We start from the raw sequence: 25,329 nt of genomic DNA, 5'->3' as shown, positions 1-25,329 counted from the left end.
TCATCTTTGCTTTACTTTAATAAACTATTCTAGTCCGCCAGCTTGTTTCATTGCGTCAAATGCTTGGTTAACAAATTGTGTAGCATCATTTGGTTTAATATTAGTTGATGTTAATGTAGTTTCTAAATATGCTGCTAAACTAGTTCCTAATGCTTCTTGTATTGGTGTCATCTTATCATGAGGCATACAAGGAATAGCATATGGTACATATTTTGCTAAGTCTTTTAATTCTGGATTTTCATTTAAGTATTTAGTGAAAGTTTCATTTGTAACTAAGTCACCTCTAACTGGTAACATTGTAGTAGCTTCTAACCATTCTAAATCTGTTTGCGCTGAATTTTCTTCATTATATAACCACTTAATAAACTCTACTGCGCCTTGATGCATTTCATCAGTAATATTACTATCTTTATATAAAACTAAACCTTTTGCATCTGCATAGTTATAAGTAGTATTACCTTGGTTTTTAACTATCATTGGACCATATTTATAATCTTCACCATATTTTTTTCCACCTTCTCTTAAAGATTGAATTTCCCATGGTGCTGCTATTGTACATAATACTGGTGGATTTTCTTCTGACCATACATTTGGAACTTCTGATGTTAATAATGTATCTCCTAATGATCCAAAGAATTCAAATGTTTCTTTTGTTAATTCCTTATCTAAAACTAATTTATTTCCTTCAACCCATGGCTTACCACCACTAAATGATAAATAAATATTTTGGAAATCAGACCATCTGTCCCACCATTGATCTGGTCTTATTAATGAATTTCTATAGAATACGTGACTTACACCAATTGAAGCCATCTTATCTTTATTTTCTCTGAATTTAGTTATTAAGCTTTCAAATTCTGCTTTAGTTTCTGGAGCTTTATCAACACCTAACTCCTTTAGTGCTTTAGTGTTCCATTGTAATACCATTGGGTTAACATACATTGGTATTACATATTGTTTTCCATCTATTTGCCAACCTGGCATTACTGTTTCAAGTGCTCTATTTTCAACTAAGTCTTTAAACCATTCTTCATTTTCTAGTGAGTATACAGCATCTGATGCTGCTAACGTAGTTGCAAATCCTCTATTTATGTTTTCTGATATAGCTGGAGTAGTATCAGTAGCTAATGCATTTTGAATCCCAGCTTCTGATGATGGTGTTTCTGGCATTTGTTGTACTTCTAATTTAACTTTCTTTCCATTTACCTCAGTATTGGTTGCATTAAATGCTTCTGCCTTCTTTGTCCAAAAATCATACTGAACTTTTTGTGGTGCTGTCCAAAAGTTTACTGTAATAGCATCTCCTGAAGATTTTGAACCTGAATTACCACCTGAACAACCTACTAATGATGTAGCCATAATAGTTGTTAATGTTAATGCAGAAATTATTTTAGTGATTTTGCTCATAAAAATTCCTCCCTAAAAATTTAATTATCATAAGTATCATAGATACACTATAAACTTGAATTTAACTTTAATTTTTTAATACAAGTATTTATATTTTAGCATTTTACTACTTGCTTCGACATATTTTTTATTTTGTAAACCTTTCAATTATCATTTTATAGTTGATTTGCTTGAATTTCAACGCGAATTAACTTTAATTTTTATGTTTTTTAAATTAATTTGTAAATTTTTCTGGTATAAATAGAAAAAGAGGATTCAACATCCTCTTTTTACCATATTTATTGTCCAAAATTTTTCTTTTCTATTTTGCTTAATATCATAATGACTAATGCAATTATTGTAAGTGCTAAATATGTTGCACCAAATATTCCAACACCTAATTTTTTATATAAATTTCCTGTTATTAAATTTAAAATACTAGGTAGCATTGTCCCTAATATAGCTCCTAATAACATAAAGGCTGAAAATTGATACCGAGGCTCTACTATTTCTCCAAAAAGTTTATTTTGTATTTGAAAAATAGCTCCAGCTACAAAACCATGTAAAATTGTTATTAATAAAACTACAATATAAGAATTTGTTATAGTCATTATGCTCCATCTAATAGACCATTAAACCTTACTTTAATAGCCTATTAATCTTAAATTCTATTAATCTAGTATCTATATTATATTTTTTGTTATATTTTCTATAAAATTATATTCATTATCCAAACTTACTCTATAAATTCGTTTTTCTCTGAATTTTTTAACTTAACCCTACAATTATATTTATAAATTGAATTCTGCATCAACTTTTTTGAATTTAAATTTATTCTTTATACTTGTAAATATCATTATAAATATAGCTATTAATGTAAGTACTAAATAACATCCTCCGAATATCCAAATCCCCATATTCTCATATAAACTCCCTGTAATTAAGTTTAATATACTAGGTAGTATTGTATTGGAAAAGGAACTTATTATTATAAATGCTAAGAAGTGCTGATTAGATGGAACAGTTTCTCCAATTAACTTATTTTGAATTTGTAGAACTATTCCTGTAACTATTCCATGAAGTATAGTTATTAATAATATAGTTGAATATGATTTAGCAAAAAGCATTATACCCCATCTTAAAATTAGTATTAATAATGATATTACTAATGCTGTATCAACTTTTTTTAAAATCCTTATTTTATCATAAATTAACAAAAATATAACTTCAAAAATAACCATTATAAAAGGAATTAATCCTATAATTTCTTTTGACGCATTTAAATCAATCATCATTATTTGAATTCCATATCCAGATGCTGCATTTTGAGTTCCCCAAATGATTGATATTATTATTAAATACTTAATATATAGTTTATTTTTTAATAAATTTGCTATAGATTTAATAAGATTACCCTTACTTAATTCATTCTCTTTATAATTTTCTATATCATCATTGGGTATGTCTGGAATTTTGTTTATTAGAATAATACTTATAAATATTAAAACCATCCCCACTGACATAGCTAAATATACATCACCTAATTTAATAGCTATAGAACTTACTATTCCAGCTAATCCATATCCTATAGTAGATCTAACTCTTAAATTTCCATATGAACCTTTATTAATCTTTGATATGTTCAATAGGTACTTATCATTTAATGTTCCACCAGGTTGCAGTAAAATTGATCTTAATAAATTTATAATAAAGAATATTCTAAAATTATCTGTAAATATCAATAGCATCATTGTTATGATATTTGATAAATTTACTAACTTACTAAACCATATAATTTTTTTATATTTATCTAATACACTACCCCATATAAAAAATATGGGAAATATTATCAATGGTGTTGTTCCTATAATTAAGCTTATTTCTTTAGCACTAAATCCTTTAGTAGAACTTAAAAATAGAACAAATAAGCTTCCAATTATATTTCCACCTAAAGACGATATAAGAAGATAATTAGAAAACCTTTTAGATACAGTCTCCACTATTCCTTCCCCCCTTTTTTCAAGAATTCTCCTCACGAAATAGCTTACTATCTATGAAGCTTTAATTAAACAAATATTTACTTTAAATAAAACCAATTAAATCTTGCATTCTTTATTCTCTTTTTTGCTCTATAGAGCTAACTTCAATAACTTATATGCTATAAATAATTTATCCACAGATTTTAAAAATATAATCTCTTATAGGGTAAAAAATGGCTGTGTTAGATATCTTCCTCTAACACAGCCTAAACAATAGAAATAAATATTTTCTCTTTTTCTAATATTATTTTTATCCATTCCCATTAAACTATTTATTCTATTAAGAATCCTGCACCTTTAAGTCCAGCATCATCTCCAATTTCTGCTACCCTTATATTTACTGCTTCCTTATTTATAACCTTTTCCTTAACTTTATTTATTATTATTGGGATAATTGATTGATTATATAAAACTACAGAACCTCCTAAAACTATAATTTCAGGGTCAACTACTGATATTATATTAGAAATTCCTTTAGATAAATTTTCACATAATTCTTCAATTAGCTTAATTGCTACTTCATTATTATTTTTATATAAATCAAAAACTTCTGGTGTTTCTATGTATCTTCCTAGTTTTTCACTTGCTTTTCTTGAAATATTAGGGCCACTACATTGACCTTCTAATCCTCCTTTAACCAATCCTGAATGACTATATTTATCTTCATTTATTATTAAGTTGCATATTTCTCCTGCAAAACTATTTGCACCATTTACTATTTTATTATTAATTATTAAAGCTCCACCTACACCTGTGGATACAGTAATGTAAAAAACGCTTTCAGCACCTTTTGCAGAACCTATCATTGCTTCTGCAAGACCAGCAACATTTGCATCGTTATTAATTTCAGTTTTTAATAATGTGTTTTTTTCAATATATTCTTTCACATTGAAATTATCCCAGCCTTTTAAATTTGGAGCCTTAAGTATTTTACCACTTTTAATATCTAAAGGACCTGGACTTCCAATTCCTATCCCACTTATACCTTTTTCTTTCCAATTAGCATTAATATGATTTATAATTTTATCTAAATTGTATTCAGGCCCCTTGTTCACTTCATTTTCTATTTTAAGTTTTTCTATAATATTTCTTTCTTCATCCATTAAGGCAGTTCTAATATTAGTTCCACCTATATCTATACCTATTATATATTTCATTTTTATAATCTCCATTCTATTATTTTATATAATTTAAACATTTACATTATAATTAATAACAAGCTTAAGCTTGTTATTAATTATATTATGAGGGATTTATTATATAACTGGATAACTTTTTAAAACTGTAACATTACCTTTTATTGAATATTCTCCTAAAGTAGCTGGAATTAAATAACTATCTCCCATTTTTATTTTTTCTGAGAAATCTTTTCCTTCTATTGTTCCTTCACCTTCTACGCAAGTGTACATATCAAATTTTTCAATATCGCTTAGATCCTTATATTCTGAAGTTACAGATATTTTCTCTATTCCAAAGTACTCATTTTTACATAATAAACTTTGACTATATCCTTCATGCTTTATTTCTTCTTTTTCACTAAGATTTTCACATTGAAGGTCAAAGTTTATAACGTCTAATGCTTTTTCAACATGTATTTCTCTTGGTCTTCCATAGTCATATACTCTATATGTTACATCACTATTTTGCTGAATTTCTGCTATTATAACTCCTTCGCATATAGCATGAACCAATCCACTATTTATTAAAAAGCAATCACCCTTTTTAACTTCTATCTTATTTAAATAACTTTCTACTTCATTATTTTTTATAGCTTCTTCAAATTGCTCTTTGATACAATCTTTAGTTCCCACTATTAAACAAGCACCTGGTTTAGCATCCATAACATACCAAGCTTCTGTCTTACCATAATCCCCTTCATACTTTGCTGCATATTCATCTCCTGGATGAACTTGAACAGATAGTTTTTCTTTTGAGTTTATAAGCTTTATAAGTAATGGGAACTTTTCAAGAGTAATCTTTTCTCCAACAAGTGCATGCCCGTATTTCTTTATTAAATCATTAAATCTAGTTCCTTTTAATGAGCCATTTTCTACTACTCCTGTTCCATTTGGATGGCATGCTATATCCCAGCTTTCACCTATTTCTCCCTCTGGCATATTATTTCTAAAGGCTTCGAAATCTCTACCACCCCATATTTTTTCATAATATAAATTTTCAAATCTAATTGGATACATTAAATCACCGCCTTATTTTAATTCTTCTTAAAGATAACATATTCTTATATAATATAAAGTAATCTTTAAAACAATCTTATAGCTGGATTAATTGAAATTCAATAATAACTCACTTTAATTTTGTATATAATCTAACATCTTATAATTTATTATATAGTGATATTTTTTATTTACTATTCTAATTTTTAGAAAATGAACTAGATAATTCTTAAAACGATTTTCCAAATAAAATTGCTAAAGGCTTTCTATATTAACATTTTCAAAATTTTAGACTTTTATAATTTCCTAAAAAAATTCCCCTAGGAAACAACTGTTTTGAACCTAGGGAAATAATTTTATAATAACTTATTTAATACATAATCTACTTCTATATTTGTAACTACTAATAATCCCGCTTCATCTATATCAAATAAATCATTATGATGTGCTACAGCAGTATTTGAATTACATGAATTTTTAGTTCCCACTTGTATATAGGTACCTGGTACTTCTATTAAGAATTCTGCGAAATCATCTGCTCCTAGTTTCTTTGGATAGTTGGTTATTACATTTTCTTCTCCCATAATATTTTTTGCAATAAGAGCAACTTCCTTACTAACTCTTTCATCATTTATTAAAGGTGATGCATAATCTCTAAACTCAACTATAGCCTCTGCCCCATAGCTTTCTGCTATATTTTTCGCTATTTTTTCTACTGACTTATTTGTCTTTTCTCTTGATTCAAAAGTAAAAGCTCTCGTTGTTCCTTCTAATGTGACTTCTCCTGCTACTGTATTGTAAGTAGTTCCCCCTTTGATTAATCCAACTCCTACAACTACTGTATCAACAGGATCTGTTTGTCTGCTTACTATTGATTGTAGATTTACTACTATTTGGCTGGCAATATATAAAGCATCTGTTGATAAATGAGGTGCAGATACATGACCACCTTTACCTTTAATAGTTATCTTAAAGTAATCGCAAGATGCAAAGCTAGGCCCACTAGTTACTGATACCTTACCTAAGTCTATTCCTGAAGCTACGTGAGCTCCTATTATTTCTTCTACTCCATCTAAGCATCCTTCTTTAAGAAATATTTTAGCTCCTTGTCCAATTTCTTCTGCTTGTTGGAAGAATAATCTTACCTCTCCTACCAGCTCCTCTTCCTTTTCTTTTAATATTTTTGCAGTTCCAAGAAGACTAGCCGTATGTCCATCATGACCACAAGCATGGTTATATCCATCATTTTCAGATTTATAGTCTTCCTTCTTTAAATCTGGAACCTTAAGAGCATCTATATCTGCTCTTACAGCTAAAATTCTATTTGATGTTTTTTTACCTTTTATTATTCCTAAAACTCCAGTTTCCCCAATTCTTTTATGTGGAATATTTAGTTTGTCTAGCTCTTCTTCTATCTTCTTTGCTGTATTATATTCTTTTAAACTTTCTTCTGGATACTTATGAAAATATCTCCTTAATCCAGTAATATAGTCCTTTTCCTTTATTACATAATCTTTTATATTCATAAAAATAGCCCCCTTATATTAATCACTCACAGTATTTTACTTATTTATATTCATATTGTTATAAATAGTTTTATTCTTTAATTTCTATTTCCAAGTTGGTATATAGGCCCCTTTATATACTTCCTCTATAACCTTAGCTACTTCATCTGATCTAAATGCTTCAACAACTTTTTTATAAACTTCATTATCTTTATCTTCAGTTCTTGCAACAATTACGTTTATATAAGGATTGTCACTACCTTCTTTAACTTGTTCTAAGTAAATAGAATCTTCTTTTGGATTAAGTCCTGCATCAACTGCATGTCCACCATTTATTAAAGCTGCAGCTACATCTTCTAATAATCTTGGAGTTTGAGCTGCTTCAACTTCTACAAATTTTATATTTTTAGGATTTTCAACTATATTATCTAAAGTTGGAGTGTATCCTGCTGCCTCATCTACCTTAATAACTCCTGCTGATTCTAAAACCTTTAAAGCTCTTCCTCCATTAGTTGCATCACTTGGTATAGCAATAGAATCCCCATTTTTTAGCTCATCAACAGATTTTATTTTATTTGAATATACACCAAGAGGAGCTATTAAAGTTTCTCCTATAACTGATAAATCAAATCCTCTATCTGCAATATCTTTATTTAAGTATGCATAATGTTGGAATGAATTTAAATTTATTTCTTTATCTGCTAAAGCCTGGTTTGGTTGACTATAATCTGAGAAAGGAACAAGTTCTACAGTTATCCTTTCTTTTGCAAGATTTTTTATTACAGGTTCCCATTGATCACTGCTTTCACCAACTACTCCTACCTTAACTACTTTATTTTCTGTTTTAGATTTTCCTCCTTGGCATCCTGCTAATGAGAAAAGTAATGCCCCCGATAATATTATACTTAGTAAATTTTTAGCTTTCATATTTTACGTCCCCTTTTTATTTATTATTTATTTTTGCTTATTGCTTTAATTTTAATGTGTTGTTTTTTTAATTACTCTATCCCCTAGCCCTTGAATTATATTTACTACAATAAGTAATATTATTACTGTTACAAAGGTTATATCTATTTGATTTCTTTGATAGCCATACCTAATTGCTAGATCCCCAAGACCTCCGCCACCTACTGATCCTGCCATAGCTGTTAATCCAACTAAGCTTACAAAAGTTATTGTTGTTGCTCTAATAATATTTGGTACACTTTCTTTTAGATACACTCTAAATATTATTTCTAAAGGTGATGACCCCATTGCCTCAGCTGCCTCTATCACCCCCTTATCTATTTCTGATAAAGCACTTTCTATTTGTCTTGAAAAGAAGGGTATAGTTCCTAAAACTAGTGGTACAAAAGAACCCTTTGTTCCAATTGCTGTTCCTACTATAGCCCTGGTTAATGGTATTGCTGCTGCTAATAAAATAATAAATGGTATTGACCTTGTTATATTTATTATCTTGTCTAAAACATAATAAACTGGTTTATTTTCTAATATGCTTCCCTTCTTAGTTACCACTAATATTATTCCTAATATAAGACCTATAACAAAGGATATAGCTCCTGATACTAGAAGCATAATCAAGGTTTGTCCAGTTGCTTCATAAATTTCCGGTATTTTTTTTACTGCATTAGGCAATAATTTTTGTATTAAGTCTGCCATCTTTAATCACCTCAACTTCCACATTTTTTTCTTTAAGATAGTTTATAACATTATGAATCCGTTCTTCTTGACCTTTAATTATTACAATAAGTCCACCAAGTGGAGATTCTTGAATTATCTCTACATTTCCAAAGATTATATTTGCATCTACATTAAATTCTCTAGATATTATTGAAATTATTGGTTCAGTTGTACTATTTTCTAAGTATTTGAGTTTCAGTATCTTTTCATTTTCCTTAATTTCTACAACTGAAGATTTATCTTCTATTAAGTCATATATATTACTTAATAAAGAAGTACTATCTATAAAATTCTTTGTAATCTTTTCTTTAGGCTCTGAGAATACCTTAAATATATTTCCTTCTTCTACAACTCTTCCATTTTCCATAACAGCAGCTCTTGTGCATATTTCTTTAACTACTTGCATTTCATGAGTTATTATTACTATGGTTATTCCAAATTTTCTATTTACCTCTTTTAAAAGCTTTAGTATTGATTTTGTAGTTTGTGGATCTAAAGCACTAGTTGCTTCATCACAAAGTAATACTTTTGGATCATTGGCTAAAGCCCTTGCAATGCCTACCCTTTGTTTTTGTCCTCCACTTAATTGAGATGGATAAGAATTTGCCTTATCTTCTAATTCAACAAGCTTTAGTAGTGATATAACTTTATCTTTTATTTCATCTTTTGAATATTTACTTCCCTTCAAAGGATAGGCTATATTTTCAAAAACTGTTCTAGACTTCATAAGATTAAAATGCTGAAATATCATTCCTATCTTTTTTCTTTCTTCTCTAAGTTCTTTATTTGATAATGTATTAAGGTCTTTTCCATCTATAAGTACTTGCCCCTTAGTAGGTCTCTCTAAAAAGTTTATGCATCTAACTAGAGTTGATTTTCCAGCTCCACTAAAGCCTATAATTCCATAGATTTCACCTTTGTTAATATTTAATGTTACATCCTTTACCGCTTCTACTTTTTCACCTTCTGTATCATAAGTCTTGTATAAATTTTTTAATTCAATCATGTTGCCCCTCCCTCTACCCTAAAAAAGGTAATAAAAAAACTGCTTTCCTAAAAAATAAGAAAGCAGTGTAATACACTTCTATATTTCATTCTTATCTTTCAGACGCAGTAAACATCTGCAGGATTTAGCACCTTAAATCATAACTAATTTAAGTTCGTAATTCAGGTTGCCAGACTTCACAGGGCCAGTCCCTCCGTCTTTCTTGATAAAAATCTATTCATTTTTTTGTTTTTCATTTCTTGTTCCTCATTATATATGTATATATTTCCACTGTCAATAGTATTTTTACTTTTTTATAAAAAAGTGGACATATGTAAGAAATCCATTATATTTTGCTAAGTCATTTTAATTTAAAATAAAAAACTAAAATTAAACCTCTAAATAATTAATTACTTAGAGGTTTTTTTTTTAACTATATAACTGGATAGCTCTTTAAAACTGTAACATTACCTTTTATTGAATATTCTCCTAAAGTAGCTGGGATTAAATAACTATCTCCAGTCTTTATTTTTTCTGTGAAGTCTTTTCCTTCTATTATTCCTTCTCCATCTACGCAAGTTAACATATCAAACTTTTCTATATCACTTGCATCATTGTATTGTGAATCTATAGTTATTTTTTCTATTCCAAAGTATTCATTTTTACATAGTAAGCTTTGCTTATAGCCTTCATGCTTTATTTCTTCTTTTTCACTAAGGTTTTCACATTGAAGATCAAAGTTTATAACATCTAATGCTTTTTCAACATGAATTTCTCTTGGTCTTCCATAGTCATATACTCTGTATGTTACATCACTATTTTGTTGAATCTCTGCTATTATAACACCTTCGCATATAGCATGAACTAATCCACTATTAATTAAAAAGCAATCACCTTTTTTAACTTCTATTTTATTTAAATAACTTTCCACATTATTATTTTTTATAGCTTCTTCAAATTGTTCTTTACTACAATCTTTAGTTCCCACTATTAAACAAGCACCTGGTTTAGCATCCATAACATACCAAGCTTCTGTTTTACCATAATCCCCTTCATACTTTGCAGCATATTCATCTCCTGGATGTACTTGTACTGAAAGTTTTTCTTTTGAATTAATAAGCTTTATAAGTAATGGAAATTTTTCTAAAGTAACCTTCGCTCCTACAAGTGTATGTCCATACTTTTTAATTAAATCATCGAAGCTAGTTCCTTTTAATGAACCATTTTCTACAATTCCAGTCCCATTTGGATGACATGCTATATCCCATGTTTCACCTATTTCACCTTCTGGCATATTATCTCTAAAGGATTCAAAATCTCTTCCACCCCATATTTTTTCATAATATAAATTCTCAAATCTAATTGGATACATAATCTTTCTCCTTCCTTAACAACACTTCTTAAGTAAAATATATATTTCAATATATAGATTATTAAATTAATTGATTTTTTTAAATAAAAATTAATTAATATTCTTCAATTATTCTATTTTATTTATAATATTTATTTTCTATAATATTTATAATAAATAATTTTCTATACATTCTCCTACGGAGTTAACTAAATATTTAACATGTTTCTTTAGTTCTTCTTCTACATGGTTAAATGTAAATGAATTTTTAGTTATCTTAAACATAGTTACGTCATTCCATGAATCTCCTATGGTATATAGATCTTCATTTTCTATTAATTCTTGTTCTGCTAAATATTTTACTCCACTTCCCTTTGAACATCCCACTGGAACTACATCTATATAAATATCATTTCTATATGCTACTACTGTATCACCATATTTTTCATTTATTTCATCTTTTATTTTTTCTATTTCATCCTTCTCTTTATTTGGATTATATATAGAAATTAAGCTTAGCTCCTCTTCTATTTCACATATTGAATTTACTCTTTTTTTATTTGGATATGGTAAATTATCTCCATCTGTTAATAAATATGTGTCAAATCCAGATTCTACTGAAATATATACATCATCTTCACTTATTCCATTTATTATACTTTCTATTATTTTTTTATTAATTACTTCTTGCTTTATTTTTCTTCCTAATGAATCTACTATTAATGCTCCATTTAGTAATACATAATAATTTGCAAATATCTTATAGTCATCCTTTAGCATTTCTACTCCATTGTATGGTCTTCCCGTTGAAACTACTAATAAATTCTTTTCTCTTTGAAGTCTAAGTATAAATTCTTTATCCTCAATGGTAACCTCATTATCATTTATTAATGTTCCGTCAAGATCTGTTGCTAATAATTTACTCATTTATTCCTCCATTATTATATCGATATTTTTTTAATATTTTATCACTATAATTTTATCATATAATTGAATAAATTTTCACAAATAAATTTATAGACTTAAAAGATGAAACTTTTAAGTCTATTTTATTGCTTATATTCTTTTTACATTTCAGTTCTTTGTAATAATAACTCTTCTATTACTTTTTTATCATTAGCTTTTTCTATTTCTGCTTTAAAATCATCATCCATTAAGCTTACTGCTAATATTTGAAGAATTTTTAAATGCTCATTTCCTTCACCATCTGGTACTGCTATTAAAAACACCATATTTACTGGTTCATCATCTAAGCTTTCCCATTCTATTCCTTTTTCACTTTTACCAACTATAACCGTTGGTATGTTTACCCATGGTGATTTTGCATGAGGTATCGCAACTCCATCACCTATACCTGTTGTTGATATAGCTTCTCTTCTTTTTACATCTTCAACATACTTATCAACATCTATTAATCTATCTTTTGCTAGTTGTGCTAGATGATTTATTGTTTCAAATTTTTCGTTAGTTTCTAAGTTTAAATCCATGTATTTTACATCAAATATTTTGCTATTCATTGCTATTACCTCTCTTTGAATTTTGAATTTAATATCAAGGAAATTAAAACTGTTAACTCCCTTGATATTATTTATGTTTTTACTATTTATTTTATTATAATATATTTCTTATTAATTTACTTAGCTGCTTTTCTATCTCTTAAAGATTTTAAATAGTTAACCATAAGTGCTGTTACTAATGAGCCTATCGCTATTGCAGCAAGGAACATAACTACTCCATCAACAGCTCCCATTAAAGCAACTATTGGACCTCCATGAGGTACTCTATCAGCTACTTTTGCAAACATTGCTATGTTAGCTCCAACTATTGAACCAACTATTAATGATGGAATAACTCTTAGTGGGTCAACTGATGCAAATGGTATTGCACCTTCTGTTATTCCACAAAGTCCCATTGTAAATGCAGCTTTACCTGCATCAAGCTCATCTTGACTGTAATGTTTCTTTCCTAAGAATGTTGCTAATCCCATTCCTATTGGAGGAATAGCTATTGCTGCTGCTATAGGTCCCATTATTTCTGGTCTACCTTCTGTAATCATTGCAACACCAAATAAGAATGCAACTTTATTTACTGGACCACCCATATCAAATGCAACCATTGCACCTAATACTGTAGCTAAAACTACTGAACTTGCTCCTGATAATCCTGCTAAGAAGTTAGTTAATCCTTCAAATATTGAAGTTATTGGTCCACCTAATACTAATATAAATGCCAATCCTGTAACTAATGTTGTTATTATTGGAATTATGATTATTGGCATTATTGGTTTAATCATATTTGGTACTTTTATTGATTTTAATCCTTTTGCTACATAACCTGCTAAGAAACCAGTTACTATACCACCTAAGAAACCAGCATTTGCTTCAGATCCATAGAATGAACCATTTGCTGCTATATATCCACCGATTAACCCTGGAACTAAACCTGGTCTATCTGCAATTGAATAAGCTATAAATCCTGATAAAACTGGAACCATAAATGTAAATCCTGCTCCACCTATCATTTCTATCTTTTTCCAAAATGAATCTGCTGGTATTGCTAATCCGTTTGCTGTTGGCTCTCCACCGAAAGCTAAAGCTATTGCTATTAAAAGACCTGCAACTACAACTACTGGAATCATGTAAGAAACTCCACCCATTAAGTGCTTATAGAAAGTAGGTTGCTTTGATTTCATTTCTTTCTTAGCTTCATCAACTGATTTTATTTTTGAAGACTTTTTCTTTTCAACTTTTCCATCTAAAAACATTTGAATTAAAACATCTGGCTCCTTTATAGCCTTAGCTATAGGACATTCATAAATTGCCATTCCTTCAAATCTGTCTAAGTTTACAGCTTTGTCTGCTGCTATTATAACACCATCTGCTCCTCTTATATCTTCGTCTGTTATAATATTTTCAGCTCCTGTTGACCCTTGAGTTTCTACCTTTATTTCTACTCCCATTTTCTTTGCCATCTTATTTAGCTTTTCTGCTGCTATATAAGTATGAGCAATTCCTACTGGACATGATGTAACTGCTAATAGTTTCATTTTTTATTTCCTCCTAAAACTCACTTTGAATTTTGTTTGTCATTTGATGATTTAATTATATTGCCTATGAAAACATATTCACAGTTAGATAATTGCACTTAGTAGAGGAAATTTTTTAATTAAATACTTTTATAAATTCATTAAAGCTGTTAACTTTTATTAACTCTAGTATTAAATCACTATCTATAATCTTCTTGTATATTTGCTCTAAAATTGACTTTAATAATTGTTGATCTTTTTGAGCTATACCTACCATAAATACAATTTGAACCTTTTCCTTTTCCCATGTAATTGATTTTTTTAAAATAGCTACTGATATAAATGACTTTTCTATTCCTTCTTGCATAGTATGAGGAATAGCTACTAAATCACCAATTTCAGTGCTAGCTAATTCTTCTCTTTTAAATATCTCATCTTTCACATTTTCTTTTATGTAACTTAAATCTATTAAATGGTTTGTCATCATCTCAAGTACATCATACTTATTTGCTGCATCTACCGACTTTATAAATAATTCCTCTTTAAATATATCTAATATATTTTTACCATCTAGATTTGTATTGTATATACTTTCTTCTATTAATTTCACTTCATTTTTATCTAATAAATTTTTAACATATATTACTTTCTTTGACTCTATACCTAAAGGTATTGTTGTAATTATTAGATCTACGTTTTCAAATAAGTTTTCATTGAATTCATACCAAGGAATAGTATCTACAATATCTAATTTATCTTTAAATCTATCCCCAAGCTTTACTTTTAGTAAAAGAGAAGTTCCAACTCCCGTAGTACATACAAGAATTACTCTCTTTACTTTTCCCTTTTTTCCCTTCATCCTCTCTAGGGATGCTGCAAAGTGTAAAGTCAAAAATCCAATATCATCTTCACTTAAGCTTATTCCTATACTTTTGCTAATTATTTTATTAGCTAAAACGCCTAATTCAAAAGCAAATGGATAATTATTTTTTATTGTTGAAAGCATATTATTTTCAATTTTAATTTCATATTTTGCTCTATTTATAGATGCACTTAAATGACTTCCCAAGAAACTTCTTAAAATATCGTCTTTACTTAAATCAATATAATAAACCTGATAAATTTCTTTTAATATTTCATTTATTAAATTATAATTTGCTTCTTCATTTGTTAACTTGTATTTTTCTACTTCTGTAATTATTAAATTACTTGAAATTATATATTGAGTTATATAATAAACACCACATACCTCTAATTTTATTTTTAATTTTTCTTCTAAATCACTACATATATTTTCTGCTATTTCTATTTTACTTTCTTTATTTAATGAACTGATTATTTCTTCTGTGTAATTTATGTGTTTTCCCATTAAGCTTCTAATAATCATTATATAAGTAAGATTTAATAAATTACTAAAGGCTATATCAGTTAACCTAAGCTTATACTTTAAAAGATTTTCTTTTAATATATTTTCTATAATTAATAATGTATCATTACCTACTTTTTCTTGGAAAATCTTTTTAAATTCATCAAAGAAAAATTTATTATAAGCTTTTAAATATATTGATATACATTTTCTTATATCGTCCTCTTTTCCACTTATTATTATTCCTTTATTTTTATTTTTAACAATATCAAGCTTAATTTCACTTAGTATAGTTTTGCTTAATTTAATATCGTTTTTTAAAGAAGATAAACTAATAAAAAGTTCATCAGCTAAATCTATTTGTGTAACACCATCTAAGCCTTTAATATCATTTAAAAGAAGCTTCATAACTATATATTCTGCTCTTTCTTTTATAGTTAAATTTATATAACCACCTTTTTCATCTACTTTTAAAAAATCTAAAAACTGTTTAAAATCATCTTTATCAGTTATTTCTATACTATAACCTTTACCTTTTTCGGATAAAATAAAAGCTCCGTGCTTTTTTAATACATCATTCAGCTCTTTTATATCGCTTCTTATTGTTCTCGATGAAACCCCTATTGTAGTACATAAATCTTCACCTTTAACAATTTTATTTTTGCTTATTAAGATATTAATAATTTGTTTTTGTCTTTCGCTACTTATCATAAAAAATCACCTTTTAAAATTATATACTTAGTGAAAACATATTCATATATATATAATTGCCTCATACAGAGGAAATTTCATATCTAAATTTTAAAATTTTATATATTTTTATCTGTTTTAGTTTACCCTAAATTTTATAAAATCTTTATGCATTTTTAGAAGATAATACTAGGAATTAAATAAGCTATAATTCAAATAATATAATTATAAGGAGGGATTATTTATGCCAACTAAACTAAACAATAAAAAAATTTATACACCTCATGAAAGAACAGGATATGCTCCAGAAAAACATGCTTTGATTAGCCATGGGAAAATTGAAGCACCATCAAGTCCATTACCTAGTCCAGTGGAAGATGCCATAGTTGCAAATAATATATCTAATGCGGAGTTCGATTATACAGAACAATCTAATATAGATATAGAATTAGATAAATAAATTTTAAGGAGAGATGTAGTATGTCTAACAAGAAAAAAAGCAGAACAGACGGAGTAATTCCAATGAAAAATAAAACTGTTGCAACACCTGTGAATCATAGCAATGTAGCCTCTTCATCTTATGAATATACAAGGAAACAAGAAGTAAATAAAACATCAAAAACAAATCAATTATATTAATTATTTGTACATTATTATATTAATTATTTGTACATTATTATAATATTTATATGGACAACTACTAAATTATTGGATTAATTTTCCGATAATTTAAGTAATTGTCTTTTTTGTTATTTTACTAAATAAATTTATTGTATAAATAGGAGAGAATTAAATGAGTACAGAAACTAAATTCCAACTAATTAAAAAAGAAAAAATTCCAAAAGAAAAAGTTAAAAAGGCTAATAAAAAATTACATAAAATATCTCATAAACTTATACAGTCATATGGATTAATTATAGCTTTGTTATTATTTATATGGGGACTTGGGCTCTATAATATGAATAAAGTTAATAAGGCCTCCGAAAACCTTTACTCCGATAATACTTTAGGAGTAATTTATATTAATGAATTAAGTGAAAATACTACTTATAATTATCTAAGTAGCAAATTACTACTTTCAACAACTGATGAATCAGAAAGAAAAACTTTAACTGAAAATATAGCTTATAATATTAAAAGAAACTCACAAATTGCAGAACTCTACGAAAGTTCAATTGTAAAAGAAGAAGATAAACAACGTTTTGATGAAATAGTAAAATCTTTAGATACTATTGATGATTTATCAAATAAAATAATTACATTAGTAAATGAAAATAAAATTAATGAAGCCAAAAACTTTGTATATGATTTAGATAAAACATGTGGATATTTTACAATTAAACTAGATAGATTGGTAGAATTAAATAATACATGGGCAGAAGAATCTCTAAAATCAAATAAAGATATTTATAATAGCTCATTAAGAATTACATCCATAGTTCTAATTTTATCAATAATTCTTGCTCTAGCATCTGCAATTCATATTATACTTAGAATTAGTAAGTCACTAAAGAGGATAATGTCCTTATCTAATAGACTAGCTACATATGACTTATCTGAATCTATAGTGGACAAATATAATGATGAGTTTGGAGTTATAGGTAATTCCCTTAATACAGCTCAAGAAAATTTAAAAGGAATAATTCATACTGTTATAGATAGCACTAACAAGGTTAACTTTGCTACCGAAGATTTATCTATGGCTATTGAGGAAGTTACATGTCAATTTGATCAAATAAGTGATTCTTCAAGTGAAATTAACTCTATAGTTCAAGAAACTAGTGCTATAACAGAAGAGTTATCTGCTTCTATTTTAGAAGTAAGCTCAAGCATAGATGTCCTTTCTGAAAAAGCTACTGATGGAAATATGAATTCAGAAAAGATACAAAAAAGAGCTACTAATATTAAGGAGAATACTGAATATGTAATTGAAAATACAAACAATTTATATAAAGATGTTGAAAGTGACATAAAATCTTCAATTGAAAAAGGTAAAATTGTAAATGAAATAGTTTATATGGCAAATTCTATTGAAGAAATTGCTGAACAAACTAATCTTCTCGCTTTAAATGCTGCAATAGAAGCTGCTCGTGCTGGAGAGCAAGGCAAAGGATTCGCAGTAGTGGCTGAAGAGGTAAGAAACCTTGCTGAGCAATCCAGAGCCTCAGTTCAAAATGTTAAAGATACTGTTAAACAGGTACAAATAGCTTTTAATAGTATAACTGATAGTAGTAATACTTTACTGGAATTTATGAACAATGAAATAATGAAAGAATTTAAAAACTTTATTGAAATAGGCAGTAAATATGAAAGTGATGGAGTATTTGTTAGAAAAATGAGTGAAGATATTGCATCTATGTCTGAAGAAGTATCTGCAACAATGTCTCAATTAAGTGATGCTGTTCAATCAGTTGCTTCAATGACTCAAGGCTCATCATCAAATGTTAATGCTGTTAAAGATAGCATTAACGAAACTATAGGTGCCATAACTAAAATTGCTGAAACAGCTCAAAGTCAAGCTGAGCTAGCACAAGAACTTTCAGAAACTCTAACAAAATTTAAATTCTAAAATCAATATAGAACCTTAAATATTATAATATTATACTTAATATTCTATTAATCGGAAATTAATAAGATTTTATATAATTATGATTTTTTTATTAGAAATTACACTAGGTAGTGCCATATAAAAATGATTCTACCTAGTGTAATTTTTAAATAAACCTTATTCTCTATAAACTATCAAATCATCTACATAAATATAACTAATAATTATATTCTACTTTTGCATTCCGCCTCTAAAGCCCATTCTTTGACCTGTTCCATCACAGTTTCCTCTTTTTTCACCATTTTCTAAACTTTGATTTCCAGATCCTCCTTGACAATTCCTTCTACCTAATCCTTGCCCATCAGTTCTACATTTTCCAGATCCTTCACAGCCTTCTCCATTATATGGACAATTCTCATTGTATTGGCAGTAAGTATTTGTATCTTGGCTATCTATAGTAGCTTCATCAACTTGTGTTATTGTAGTAGTATTTTCATTTGTAGTTGTTGCTGCCTCCCCATCAGCCGCAAATGCCATAGCACCAGTACCTACTGTAAGGGCTGCAATTAATGATAAAGATAAAAATATTTTTTTCATGATTATACCTCCAACTTTAATATAATTTGCCACTTAAGATTATTTTTAAAACTCTCCTCTTAAGCAACTTTAATTATATAATAAAGGTAATATTTAATAGTTTAATGATAAACTTGTGATGGATTTGTGAAAATTTATTGTATTTCTATTAGTTTCTTTGGAATAATAAAATAAAAATCACTCCCAATTCCAACTTCACTTTCAACTCCATATTTAAATCCATGAGCTAATATTATTTCTTTAGAAATAGCTAAGCCTAACCCCATTCCCCCACTTTTTTCTCCTTTATAATATCTATCCCAAATATATTTAAGTTCTTCTGAATCTATCCCTTTTCCATAGTCTCTAATAGATATTTTTATATCTTCATTTAACTCTTCTACCCTAAAAAGTACACTTCCATCCTTTTTTCCTGAATGCTTCATAGCATTAATAAAAAAATTAGATACAACTCTAAATAAATAATTCTTATCTATTAAAACAAATATATTTTTATTAATTAAATTATCATCTATTTTTAATTCTAATTTATAACCCAAATTTTCATCATTTTTCAAATAGCAAATTAATCTACTATGACTTTCTTCTATAAACTCTTTTAAGCTACATTTTGAAAGTTTAATTAATTTATTATTATCCTTTAATCTAGATAATGTTAATATTTCACCAACAAGCTCTGTTAAGTTATCCACTTCTTTAATTATATTAGAAGCATACTCATTAACCTCTTCTCCAGATACTAATCCATCTTTTATAACTTCACTATTAGCTCTAATTACACTTAAAGGAGTTTTTAAATCATGACTAACATTTGCAATAAATTCTTTTTGCATATTATCTTTTATTTCAAGTTCTTTAGCCATTTCATCTATACTATCATTTAATTCTTGAATTTCATCTCCTGTATTAACCAAAAATTCCCCTTTATATATTCCTTTTGAAATATTGCTAGCTCTTTTTTGTAAAATTATAATTGGCTTTGTAAATTTATTACCTAAATAACTAGCTATCAAAGTTGACACAATTAATGAAAATAAAAATATTGATATAAGAATTAAATTAACGCTTTTTATTAAAGATTTTGTACCTTCATAACTTTTATAAACAACTATATCTCCATAATCTGTAGTCTTTTTAAGTCCTATGTATGTATCTCCATTTCTAGACTTAAATATCTCCTTTCCTTTTATGCTTTCAAAATCTATAGATTTCATCTGAGCCATTTGTCCCATCTGACCCATTTGTCCATGCCCATTCGCTGGTCTACACATATTAGAAATTTTTCCCTCATTTATTAACACAGCTGATATATTAGCTAGATCTGTAACAGTATTATTTTGAGCTGCTTCCAAAACATATTCACTTGCTTTTTCTAAATCTTTATACTCATTATTTATATAAATCTTTGGTAAAATAAAAGAGGTTAAAAGAAATCCTACAAGTGCTACTGCTAGATTCATAGCAAATAGATACTTAACCATTCTTTCAGTTATTTTATTCATTACTCTATTGTAAGGCTATAGCCTACCCTCCATACAGTTTTTAAGTTTTCTTTAAAGAAATCTATTTTTTCTCTAAGCTTTTTAACGTGAGTATCTACAGTTCTTGTATCGCCATAGAAATCATATCCCCACACACTTACTATTAAATCTTCTCTTGTGAAAACTCTATTTTTATTCTTAATTAAAAATATCATTAAGTCATATTCTTTAGGAGTTAAAATAACTTCCCTCTCCTTCTCAAATACTCTTCTATTTTCTTCTTCTATTTTTAAATCATTGTACTTAATATCCTTAAAGTATTCTTTCTTATCGCTATTAATTCTTAATGAAATCCTTAATACCAACTCTCTCATACTCAATGGCTTAACCATATAATCATCAGCACCAAGTTCAAATCCAAAAATTCTATCCTCTTCTTCCCCCCTGGCACTAGTTATAATTACTTGTGTTTTACTATTTAAAAATTTTATTTTCTTTAAAAGATACCATCCATCCTTATTAGGTAGCATTATATCTAATACAACCAAATCATATATATTATCTTCTATTAAGCCTTCAGCTATCTTCCCATCATTAGCTAAAGTAACATCATAGCCTTCTCTTTCTAGGTATAACTTTATAATTTTACTAAGTTGTTTTTCATCTTCCACCACTAATATCTTTTTCATAAAATCCTCCAAGTATTAAATTCCGATCTCTAATCCCTTTTCGTAAATATCTGAATATCTAATTAACTAACACTTTTATAAATGTTTACTTATAATATTAATCTCATATTTTCTTAAGATTATCAACTATACATTTACCTGGAGCTATCAGTTTTTTATTTTTATCTTATTATTTTAACTTTTATATTTCAGTAATAAAGATTAAAAGAGTAAGGATAACTAAAATATTATACTTACTCTTTTAATTTATTTTAACTTTAAGATTTATATTCTGCTCCTGCACCTACTTTAGTTACTTGAACAGCAGTCATTTTATTTTTGCTTCCGTTAGTTATTTCATGCCACTCTCCAGTAGGTATAAATACTGTGCTTCCTTCACTTACATCAAATTCATTTTCTCCAACTTTAATTTTTCCTTCTCCCTTTAAAAATATAAAAATTTGCTCTCCACTTGGATGTCTATGACTTTTCAAAACTTGTCCTGGCTTAAAAAAGTAAACTTCTGAAGTAATATCATTTCCTGTAAAAACTGGAATCTTTGGTACAACCATATCATTGTATTGTTCTAATACTCCATTTAAAAGATGATTGTTAATATCCATCTAAATAACCTCCATATTAATAAAATTTAAATTTACTTAGTTTTACTTAAATTTAGTATTACTTTTTAATCAGATATTATTCTATATAAATACTAGCGTTAAATTTTAAAAATATTATTATTTGATTTTTGTAGATATATAAATATGTTATTTAAATGTAACTTATCAATATTTATATTAAATTTGGTTAATTCTTTATTAAGCATTATTGGTTTATTTAACATGAATATTACATATACTTTATTATATTTTTAACTTTTATACGATATAATTAATATATTATTAACATATAATTACTAATTAAAAGGTAGGTAAATATTAAATGAAAACTAAACATTTGATAATTCTATCCTTTGATGCTGTTTCATCTGAGGATGTAGTTAAACTAAGAGAATTTAAAAATTTTAAGTATTTAATTGAAAATGGAAGTTTAATAAATAATATTGAAAGTGTTTATCCTACTTTAACTTATCCTGCACATGCTAGTATCATAACAGGAATGTATCCTAGTAAGCATGGAATTGTTAACAATACTTTAAATAAAGCATTCGATGCTAGCCCTGACTGGTATTGGTATAGTAAATATATTAAATCAAAAACTTTATTTGAATTAGCCAGAGAAAATGACTTAACCACAGCATCATTATTATGGCCTGTAACTGGTAGAAGCAGTATAGATTATAATTTACCTGAAATTTTCTGCACTAAGCCTTGGCATAATCAATTGGTAATGTCTATCTTATCTGGCTCTTTAAAATATCAACTTGATTTAAATAAAAGGTTTGGCCATATTAGAGATGGAATTTCTCAACCTGCTCTAGATAACTTTGTTCAAGAATCTGTAAAATATACAATATTAAAATATAAGCCTAACTTAATGCTTATCCACTTTACTGATGTTGATGCTCATAGACACTACCATGGATATAATAGTGTTGAAGCGAATGAAGCTTTAAAAAGACATGACATTAGACTAGGTGAATTAATAGATACCCTAAAAGAGGCTAATATACTAAAGGATAGTACAATTGTAGCTTTAGGGGATCATAGTACTATTGATGGAAATAATATGATTAATCTTAATGTGCTACTTAAGGAAAATGGATTGCTTGAAGTTGATTCAAAAGGTAAGTTAAAAAGTTATAAGGCTATATCTAAAAGTTGTGATGGCTCTTCTTATATTTATTTAAAAAATAGAAACGATAAAGAAATATTGAATCTTGTTTCTACTATATTAAATGACTTCAAAAATACTTCTGACTCACCTATAGAATTTATATTAAACAATGAAGAAGCTGTTAATTGTGGTGCTGATCCGGAATGTAGCTTTATGCTTGAGGCAAAAAGAGGATTTTACTTTGTTGATGAGCTTTGTGGAAATGTTGTTGAAGAAGTTAATGAATGTGATGTTGGAAAATTACCTCATAGAACTAAATCTACTCACGGATACTCTCCTACTAAAGATAACTATGGAACATTTTTAGTTGCCTTTGGAAAAGGAATTAAAAAAGGTATTGTTTTAGAAAGCGGAAAAATAATAAATCATGGACCTACTTTTGCAAAATTATTAGGATTAAATTTAGTAAATACTGATGGTATGGTAGAAGATAGAATTTTAGACTTATAAAAAAGTTCACCTATGTAAATTTTGCTTATTCCGTCGCTTTGCTCCAAGTCATCGCAAAATTACATAGGTGAACTTCAAAACCGAAGGATGAAAATAATTTATATTATAAATTTAATTTAGGAAAATAGATCAATTAATGTTAAGTGTATAAAAGGTTAAAATCTATAAATTATGGGGGATTAATTATGAAATATTTAACCAAACAAGAAAAAAGCTGGGCTCTTTATGACTGGGCTAATTCTGCATACTCAATGACAATAACTTCATCTATATTGCCAATGTATTTTAAGTCTGTAGCTGAGTCTGGAGGTATGTCACCATCAAACTCTACAGCTCTTTGGGGATACACAATTTCTCTTTCTACTATGGTAGTATCTCTCCTTGCCCCTATTTTAGGAACTATTGCTGATTATAAAGGTAATAAAAAGAAGTTCTTTAAGTACTTTTTCTCTATTGGTGTTATTTTCACTGTACTTCTTGCATTTATTCCTGCAAACAACCCTATACTTTTACTTCTTTGCTATGGATTTACTCTTGTTGGATTTTCAGGAACAAATATATTTTATGATGCCTTTTTAGTAGATGTATCTACTAAAGAAAGAATGGATAAGGTTTCATCCTATGGATTTGCACTTGGATATATAGGAAGTACTATTCCTTTTATAATTTCAATAGGAGTTGTTTTGCTTACCCAGATGAAGATACTACCAATTACACTTCCAGCAGCATGTAAGTTAACATTTTTAATTACAGCTATTTGGTGGCTAATATTTACTATTCCTATACTTAAAAATGTTAATCAAGTATATTATATTGAACCTGAAGATAATCCTATTTCTAATTCCTTTAAAAGACTCTTTTCAACTATAAAAGAAATTAAAAATCATAGAAATATATTTTTATTCTTAATTGCATACTTTTTCTATATTGATGGTGTAGATACTATAATAGGAATGGCTTCTTCCTATGGTACAGATCTTGGAATATCTATGATTTCTTTACTTGTAATACTTCTTATTACACAATTTGTAGCTTTTCCATTTACAATCTTATATGGTAAGATGTCAGAAAAATATGGTGGAAAAAAGCTTCTTTATATTGGAATAATAACTTATATGATAATTTGTATATATGGATATTTTATTAAAAATGCCATAGGTTTTTGGATACTTGCGATGGCTGTAGGCTCTGCTCAAGGTGGTATCCAAGCAATATCTAGATCCTTCTATGGCAAAATGGTTCCTAAAGAAAATGCTAATGAATTTTTTGGGTTCTATAATATATTTGGAAAATTTGCAGCAATTATGGGACCATTCCTTGTTGCAATAATAACTCAAGGAACAGGTCAAACTAAAAATGGTATATTGAGCTTAATAATTTTATTTTCTATAGGCTTTTTCTGTTTAACTAAAGTAAAGGATGATAAAGATATTAATAAAGATTCTATTAGTAATGTTAGAAAGCCCAATAAAAATATTTAATATGTAATACAGGTCTCAATTTAATTTATATAGTAACTATAAAAAAGTTTACCTATGTAAATTTTGCTTATGACCTTGCGACCCTCCAAGTCATCGCAAAATT

23 protein-coding genes and 1 riboswitch are annotated in these 25,329 nt (G+C 27.7%); of the genes, 5 read left to right on the top strand and 18 right to left on the bottom strand.

Features of this window, described 5'->3' with window-relative positions; translation table 11 throughout:
* Positions 1–24: 24 nt before the first annotated feature.
* The 14 genes from ACYUEX_RS00440 to ACYUEX_RS00375 form a co-directional block, all read right to left on the bottom strand.
* Positions 25–1,407, bottom strand: coding sequence for an ABC transporter substrate-binding protein (locus ACYUEX_RS00440; RefSeq protein WP_411169756.1), 1,383 nt, complete (start codon positions 1,405–1,407; stop codon positions 25–27).
* A 278-nt stretch (positions 1,408–1,685) separates the two neighbouring features.
* A complete protein-coding gene (locus tag ACYUEX_RS00435) occupies positions 1,686–1,997 on the bottom strand; it encodes a hypothetical protein (protein ID WP_460286066.1) in 312 nt (103 codons plus the stop codon).
* A gap of 180 nt (positions 1,998–2,177) precedes the next feature.
* Positions 2,178–3,386 carry an MFS transporter gene (locus tag ACYUEX_RS00430; protein WP_411169754.1) on the bottom strand — a complete coding sequence of 403 codons (1,209 nt, stop codon included), beginning with the start codon at positions 3,384–3,386 and terminating at the stop codon, positions 2,178–2,180.
* A gap of 311 nt (positions 3,387–3,697) precedes the next feature.
* Positions 3,698–4,582, bottom strand: a complete 885-nt coding sequence (locus tag ACYUEX_RS00425; RefSeq protein WP_411169753.1) for an ROK family protein — start codon at positions 4,580–4,582, stop codon at positions 3,698–3,700.
* 99 nt (positions 4,583–4,681) lie between these two features.
* Positions 4,682–5,620: a type I phosphomannose isomerase catalytic subunit gene (locus ACYUEX_RS00420; protein WP_460286065.1), complete on the bottom strand. Its 939-nt coding sequence runs from the start codon at positions 5,618–5,620 to the stop codon at positions 4,682–4,684.
* Between the two features lie 335 nt (positions 5,621–5,955).
* On the bottom strand, positions 5,956–7,125 hold the full coding sequence (locus ACYUEX_RS00415; protein ID WP_460286064.1) for a M20 metallopeptidase family protein: 1,170 nt from the start codon (positions 7,123–7,125) through the stop codon (positions 5,956–5,958).
* A gap of 84 nt (positions 7,126–7,209) precedes the next feature.
* Complete coding sequence (locus ACYUEX_RS00410; RefSeq protein WP_460286063.1) at positions 7,210–8,031, bottom strand: MetQ/NlpA family ABC transporter substrate-binding protein; 822 nt, start codon at positions 8,029–8,031, stop codon at positions 7,210–7,212.
* 51 nt (positions 8,032–8,082) lie between these two features.
* Positions 8,083–8,763 (bottom strand): methionine ABC transporter permease, encoded by a 681-nt coding sequence (locus ACYUEX_RS00405; RefSeq protein ID WP_460286062.1) that lies wholly within the window; start codon positions 8,761–8,763, stop codon positions 8,083–8,085.
* Positions 8,732–9,790 (bottom strand): methionine ABC transporter ATP-binding protein, encoded by a 1,059-nt coding sequence (locus tag ACYUEX_RS00400; protein WP_460286061.1) that lies wholly within the window; start codon positions 9,788–9,790, stop codon positions 8,732–8,734. Before ACYUEX_RS00400 ends, ACYUEX_RS00405 begins: the two co-directional genes overlap by 32 nt.
* A gap of 88 nt (positions 9,791–9,878) precedes the next feature.
* Positions 9,879–10,002: riboswitch (SAM riboswitch) on the bottom strand.
* Between the two features lie 200 nt (positions 10,003–10,202).
* On the bottom strand, positions 10,203–11,141 hold the full coding sequence (locus ACYUEX_RS00395) for a type I phosphomannose isomerase catalytic subunit (RefSeq protein WP_411169747.1): 939 nt from the start codon (positions 11,139–11,141) through the stop codon (positions 10,203–10,205).
* A 147-nt stretch (positions 11,142–11,288) separates the two neighbouring features.
* Positions 11,289–12,047, bottom strand: a complete 759-nt coding sequence (locus ACYUEX_RS00390) for an HAD-IIB family hydrolase (RefSeq protein WP_460286060.1) — start codon at positions 12,045–12,047, stop codon at positions 11,289–11,291.
* A gap of 140 nt (positions 12,048–12,187) precedes the next feature.
* A complete protein-coding gene (locus tag ACYUEX_RS00385; protein WP_460286059.1) occupies positions 12,188–12,637 on the bottom strand; it encodes a PTS sugar transporter subunit IIA in 450 nt (149 codons plus the stop codon).
* Between the two features lie 116 nt (positions 12,638–12,753).
* A complete protein-coding gene (locus tag ACYUEX_RS00380; RefSeq protein ID WP_460286058.1) occupies positions 12,754–14,166 on the bottom strand; it encodes a PTS fructose transporter subunit IIC in 1,413 nt (470 codons plus the stop codon).
* Positions 14,167–14,281: 115 nt separating this feature from the next.
* Positions 14,282–16,222, bottom strand: a complete 1,941-nt coding sequence (locus ACYUEX_RS00375) for a BglG family transcription antiterminator (protein WP_411169743.1) — start codon at positions 16,220–16,222, stop codon at positions 14,282–14,284.
* Between the two features lie 223 nt (positions 16,223–16,445).
* Here ACYUEX_RS00375 and ACYUEX_RS00370 point away from each other — a divergent pair, with 223 nt between their 5' ends.
* The 3 genes from ACYUEX_RS00370 (at position 16,446) to ACYUEX_RS00360 (ending at position 18,770) form a co-directional block, all read left to right on the top strand.
* Positions 16,446–16,661, top strand: coding sequence for a hypothetical protein (locus tag ACYUEX_RS00370; RefSeq protein ID WP_411169742.1), 216 nt, complete (start codon positions 16,446–16,448; stop codon positions 16,659–16,661).
* A 20-nt stretch (positions 16,662–16,681) separates the two neighbouring features.
* The gene (locus ACYUEX_RS00365; protein WP_411169741.1) at positions 16,682–16,840 is read left to right on the top strand and encodes a hypothetical protein; all 159 of its coding nucleotides are present in this window, start codon (positions 16,682–16,684) and stop codon (positions 16,838–16,840) included.
* A 154-nt stretch (positions 16,841–16,994) separates the two neighbouring features.
* The gene (locus tag ACYUEX_RS00360; RefSeq protein ID WP_460286057.1) at positions 16,995–18,770 is read left to right on the top strand and encodes a methyl-accepting chemotaxis protein; all 1,776 of its coding nucleotides are present in this window, start codon (positions 16,995–16,997) and stop codon (positions 18,768–18,770) included.
* Positions 18,771–18,980: 210 nt separating this feature from the next.
* On the opposite strand, the gene ACYUEX_RS00355 is transcribed toward ACYUEX_RS00360, so the two are convergent.
* The 4 genes from ACYUEX_RS00355 to ACYUEX_RS00340 all read right to left on the bottom strand — a co-directional run bounded on the left by ACYUEX_RS00355 (position 18,981) and on the right by ACYUEX_RS00340 (position 22,118).
* Positions 18,981–19,346 carry a hypothetical protein gene (locus ACYUEX_RS00355; RefSeq protein WP_460286056.1) on the bottom strand — a complete coding sequence of 122 codons (366 nt, stop codon included), beginning with the start codon at positions 19,344–19,346 and terminating at the stop codon, positions 18,981–18,983.
* A 134-nt stretch (positions 19,347–19,480) separates the two neighbouring features.
* Positions 19,481–20,848, bottom strand: a complete 1,368-nt coding sequence (locus ACYUEX_RS00350) for a sensor histidine kinase (protein WP_460286055.1) — start codon at positions 20,846–20,848, stop codon at positions 19,481–19,483.
* Entirely contained in the window at positions 20,848–21,516 is a 669-nt protein-coding gene (locus ACYUEX_RS00345) for a response regulator transcription factor (RefSeq protein WP_460286054.1), read from the bottom strand. The genes ACYUEX_RS00350 and ACYUEX_RS00345 overlap by 1 nt, the downstream gene beginning before the upstream one ends.
* Positions 21,517–21,773: 257 nt before the next feature.
* Positions 21,774–22,118, bottom strand: coding sequence for a cupin domain-containing protein (locus ACYUEX_RS00340; protein WP_411169736.1), 345 nt, complete (start codon positions 22,116–22,118; stop codon positions 21,774–21,776).
* 322 nt (positions 22,119–22,440) lie between these two features.
* Here ACYUEX_RS00340 and ACYUEX_RS00335 point away from each other — a divergent pair, with 322 nt between their 5' ends.
* Positions 22,441–23,745 (top strand): alkaline phosphatase family protein, encoded by a 1,305-nt coding sequence (locus ACYUEX_RS00335; protein ID WP_460286053.1) that lies wholly within the window; start codon positions 22,441–22,443, stop codon positions 23,743–23,745.
* A 185-nt stretch (positions 23,746–23,930) separates the two neighbouring features.
* A complete protein-coding gene (locus ACYUEX_RS00330; protein WP_460286052.1) occupies positions 23,931–25,226 on the top strand; it encodes an MFS transporter in 1,296 nt (431 codons plus the stop codon).
* Positions 25,227–25,329 lie beyond the last annotated feature (103 nt).

This window comes from Clostridium sp. CTA-7 (assembly GCF_054768095.1).
This window is presented reverse-complemented; position numbering and strand designations above follow the sequence as displayed.

Bases quoted from the DNA above. Each gene is read 5' to 3' on its own strand.
- ACYUEX_RS00440 (WP_411169756.1), bottom strand. From the start codon at position 1,407: ATGAGCAAAATCACTAAAATAATTTCTGCATTAACATTAACAACTATT.
- ACYUEX_RS00435 (WP_460286066.1), bottom strand. From the start codon at position 1,997: ATGACTATAACAAATTCTTATATTGTAGTTTTATTAATAACAATTTTA.
- ACYUEX_RS00425 (WP_411169753.1), bottom strand. From the start codon at position 4,582: ATGAAATATATAATAGGTATAGATATAGGTGGAACTAATATTAGAACT.
- ACYUEX_RS00420 (WP_460286065.1), bottom strand. From the start codon at position 5,620: ATGTATCCAATTAGATTTGAAAATTTATATTATGAAAAAATATGGGGT.
- ACYUEX_RS00415 (WP_460286064.1), bottom strand. From the start codon at position 7,125: ATGAATATAAAAGATTATGTAATAAAGGAAAAGGACTATATTACTGGA.
- ACYUEX_RS00410 (WP_460286063.1), bottom strand. From the start codon at position 8,031: ATGAAAGCTAAAAATTTACTAAGTATAATATTATCGGGGGCATTACTT.
- ACYUEX_RS00405 (WP_460286062.1), bottom strand. From the start codon at position 8,763: ATGGCAGACTTAATACAAAAATTATTGCCTAATGCAGTAAAAAAAATA.
- ACYUEX_RS00400 (WP_460286061.1), bottom strand. From the start codon at position 9,790: ATGATTGAATTAAAAAATTTATACAAGACTTATGATACAGAAGGTGAA.
- ACYUEX_RS00395 (WP_411169747.1), bottom strand. From the start codon at position 11,141: ATGTATCCAATTAGATTTGAGAATTTATATTATGAAAAAATATGGGGT.
- ACYUEX_RS00390 (WP_460286060.1), bottom strand. From the start codon at position 12,047: ATGAGTAAATTATTAGCAACAGATCTTGACGGAACATTAATAAATGAT.
- ACYUEX_RS00385 (WP_460286059.1), bottom strand. From the start codon at position 12,637: ATGAATAGCAAAATATTTGATGTAAAATACATGGATTTAAACTTAGAA.
- ACYUEX_RS00380 (WP_460286058.1), bottom strand. From the start codon at position 14,166: ATGAAACTATTAGCAGTTACATCATGTCCAGTAGGAATTGCTCATACT.
- ACYUEX_RS00375 (WP_411169743.1), bottom strand. From the start codon at position 16,222: ATGATAAGTAGCGAAAGACAAAAACAAATTATTAATATCTTAATAAGC.
- ACYUEX_RS00370 (WP_411169742.1), top strand. From the start codon at position 16,446: ATGCCAACTAAACTAAACAATAAAAAAATTTATACACCTCATGAAAGA.
- ACYUEX_RS00365 (WP_411169741.1), top strand. From the start codon at position 16,682: ATGTCTAACAAGAAAAAAAGCAGAACAGACGGAGTAATTCCAATGAAA.
- ACYUEX_RS00360 (WP_460286057.1), top strand. From the start codon at position 16,995: ATGAGTACAGAAACTAAATTCCAACTAATTAAAAAAGAAAAAATTCCA.
- ACYUEX_RS00355 (WP_460286056.1), bottom strand. From the start codon at position 19,346: ATGAAAAAAATATTTTTATCTTTATCATTAATTGCAGCCCTTACAGTA.
- ACYUEX_RS00350 (WP_460286055.1), bottom strand. From the start codon at position 20,848: ATGAATAAAATAACTGAAAGAATGGTTAAGTATCTATTTGCTATGAAT.
- ACYUEX_RS00345 (WP_460286054.1), bottom strand. From the start codon at position 21,516: ATGAAAAAGATATTAGTGGTGGAAGATGAAAAACAACTTAGTAAAATT.
- ACYUEX_RS00340 (WP_411169736.1), bottom strand. From the start codon at position 22,118: ATGGATATTAACAATCATCTTTTAAATGGAGTATTAGAACAATACAAT.
- ACYUEX_RS00335 (WP_460286053.1), top strand. From the start codon at position 22,441: ATGAAAACTAAACATTTGATAATTCTATCCTTTGATGCTGTTTCATCT.
- ACYUEX_RS00330 (WP_460286052.1), top strand. From the start codon at position 23,931: ATGAAATATTTAACCAAACAAGAAAAAAGCTGGGCTCTTTATGACTGG.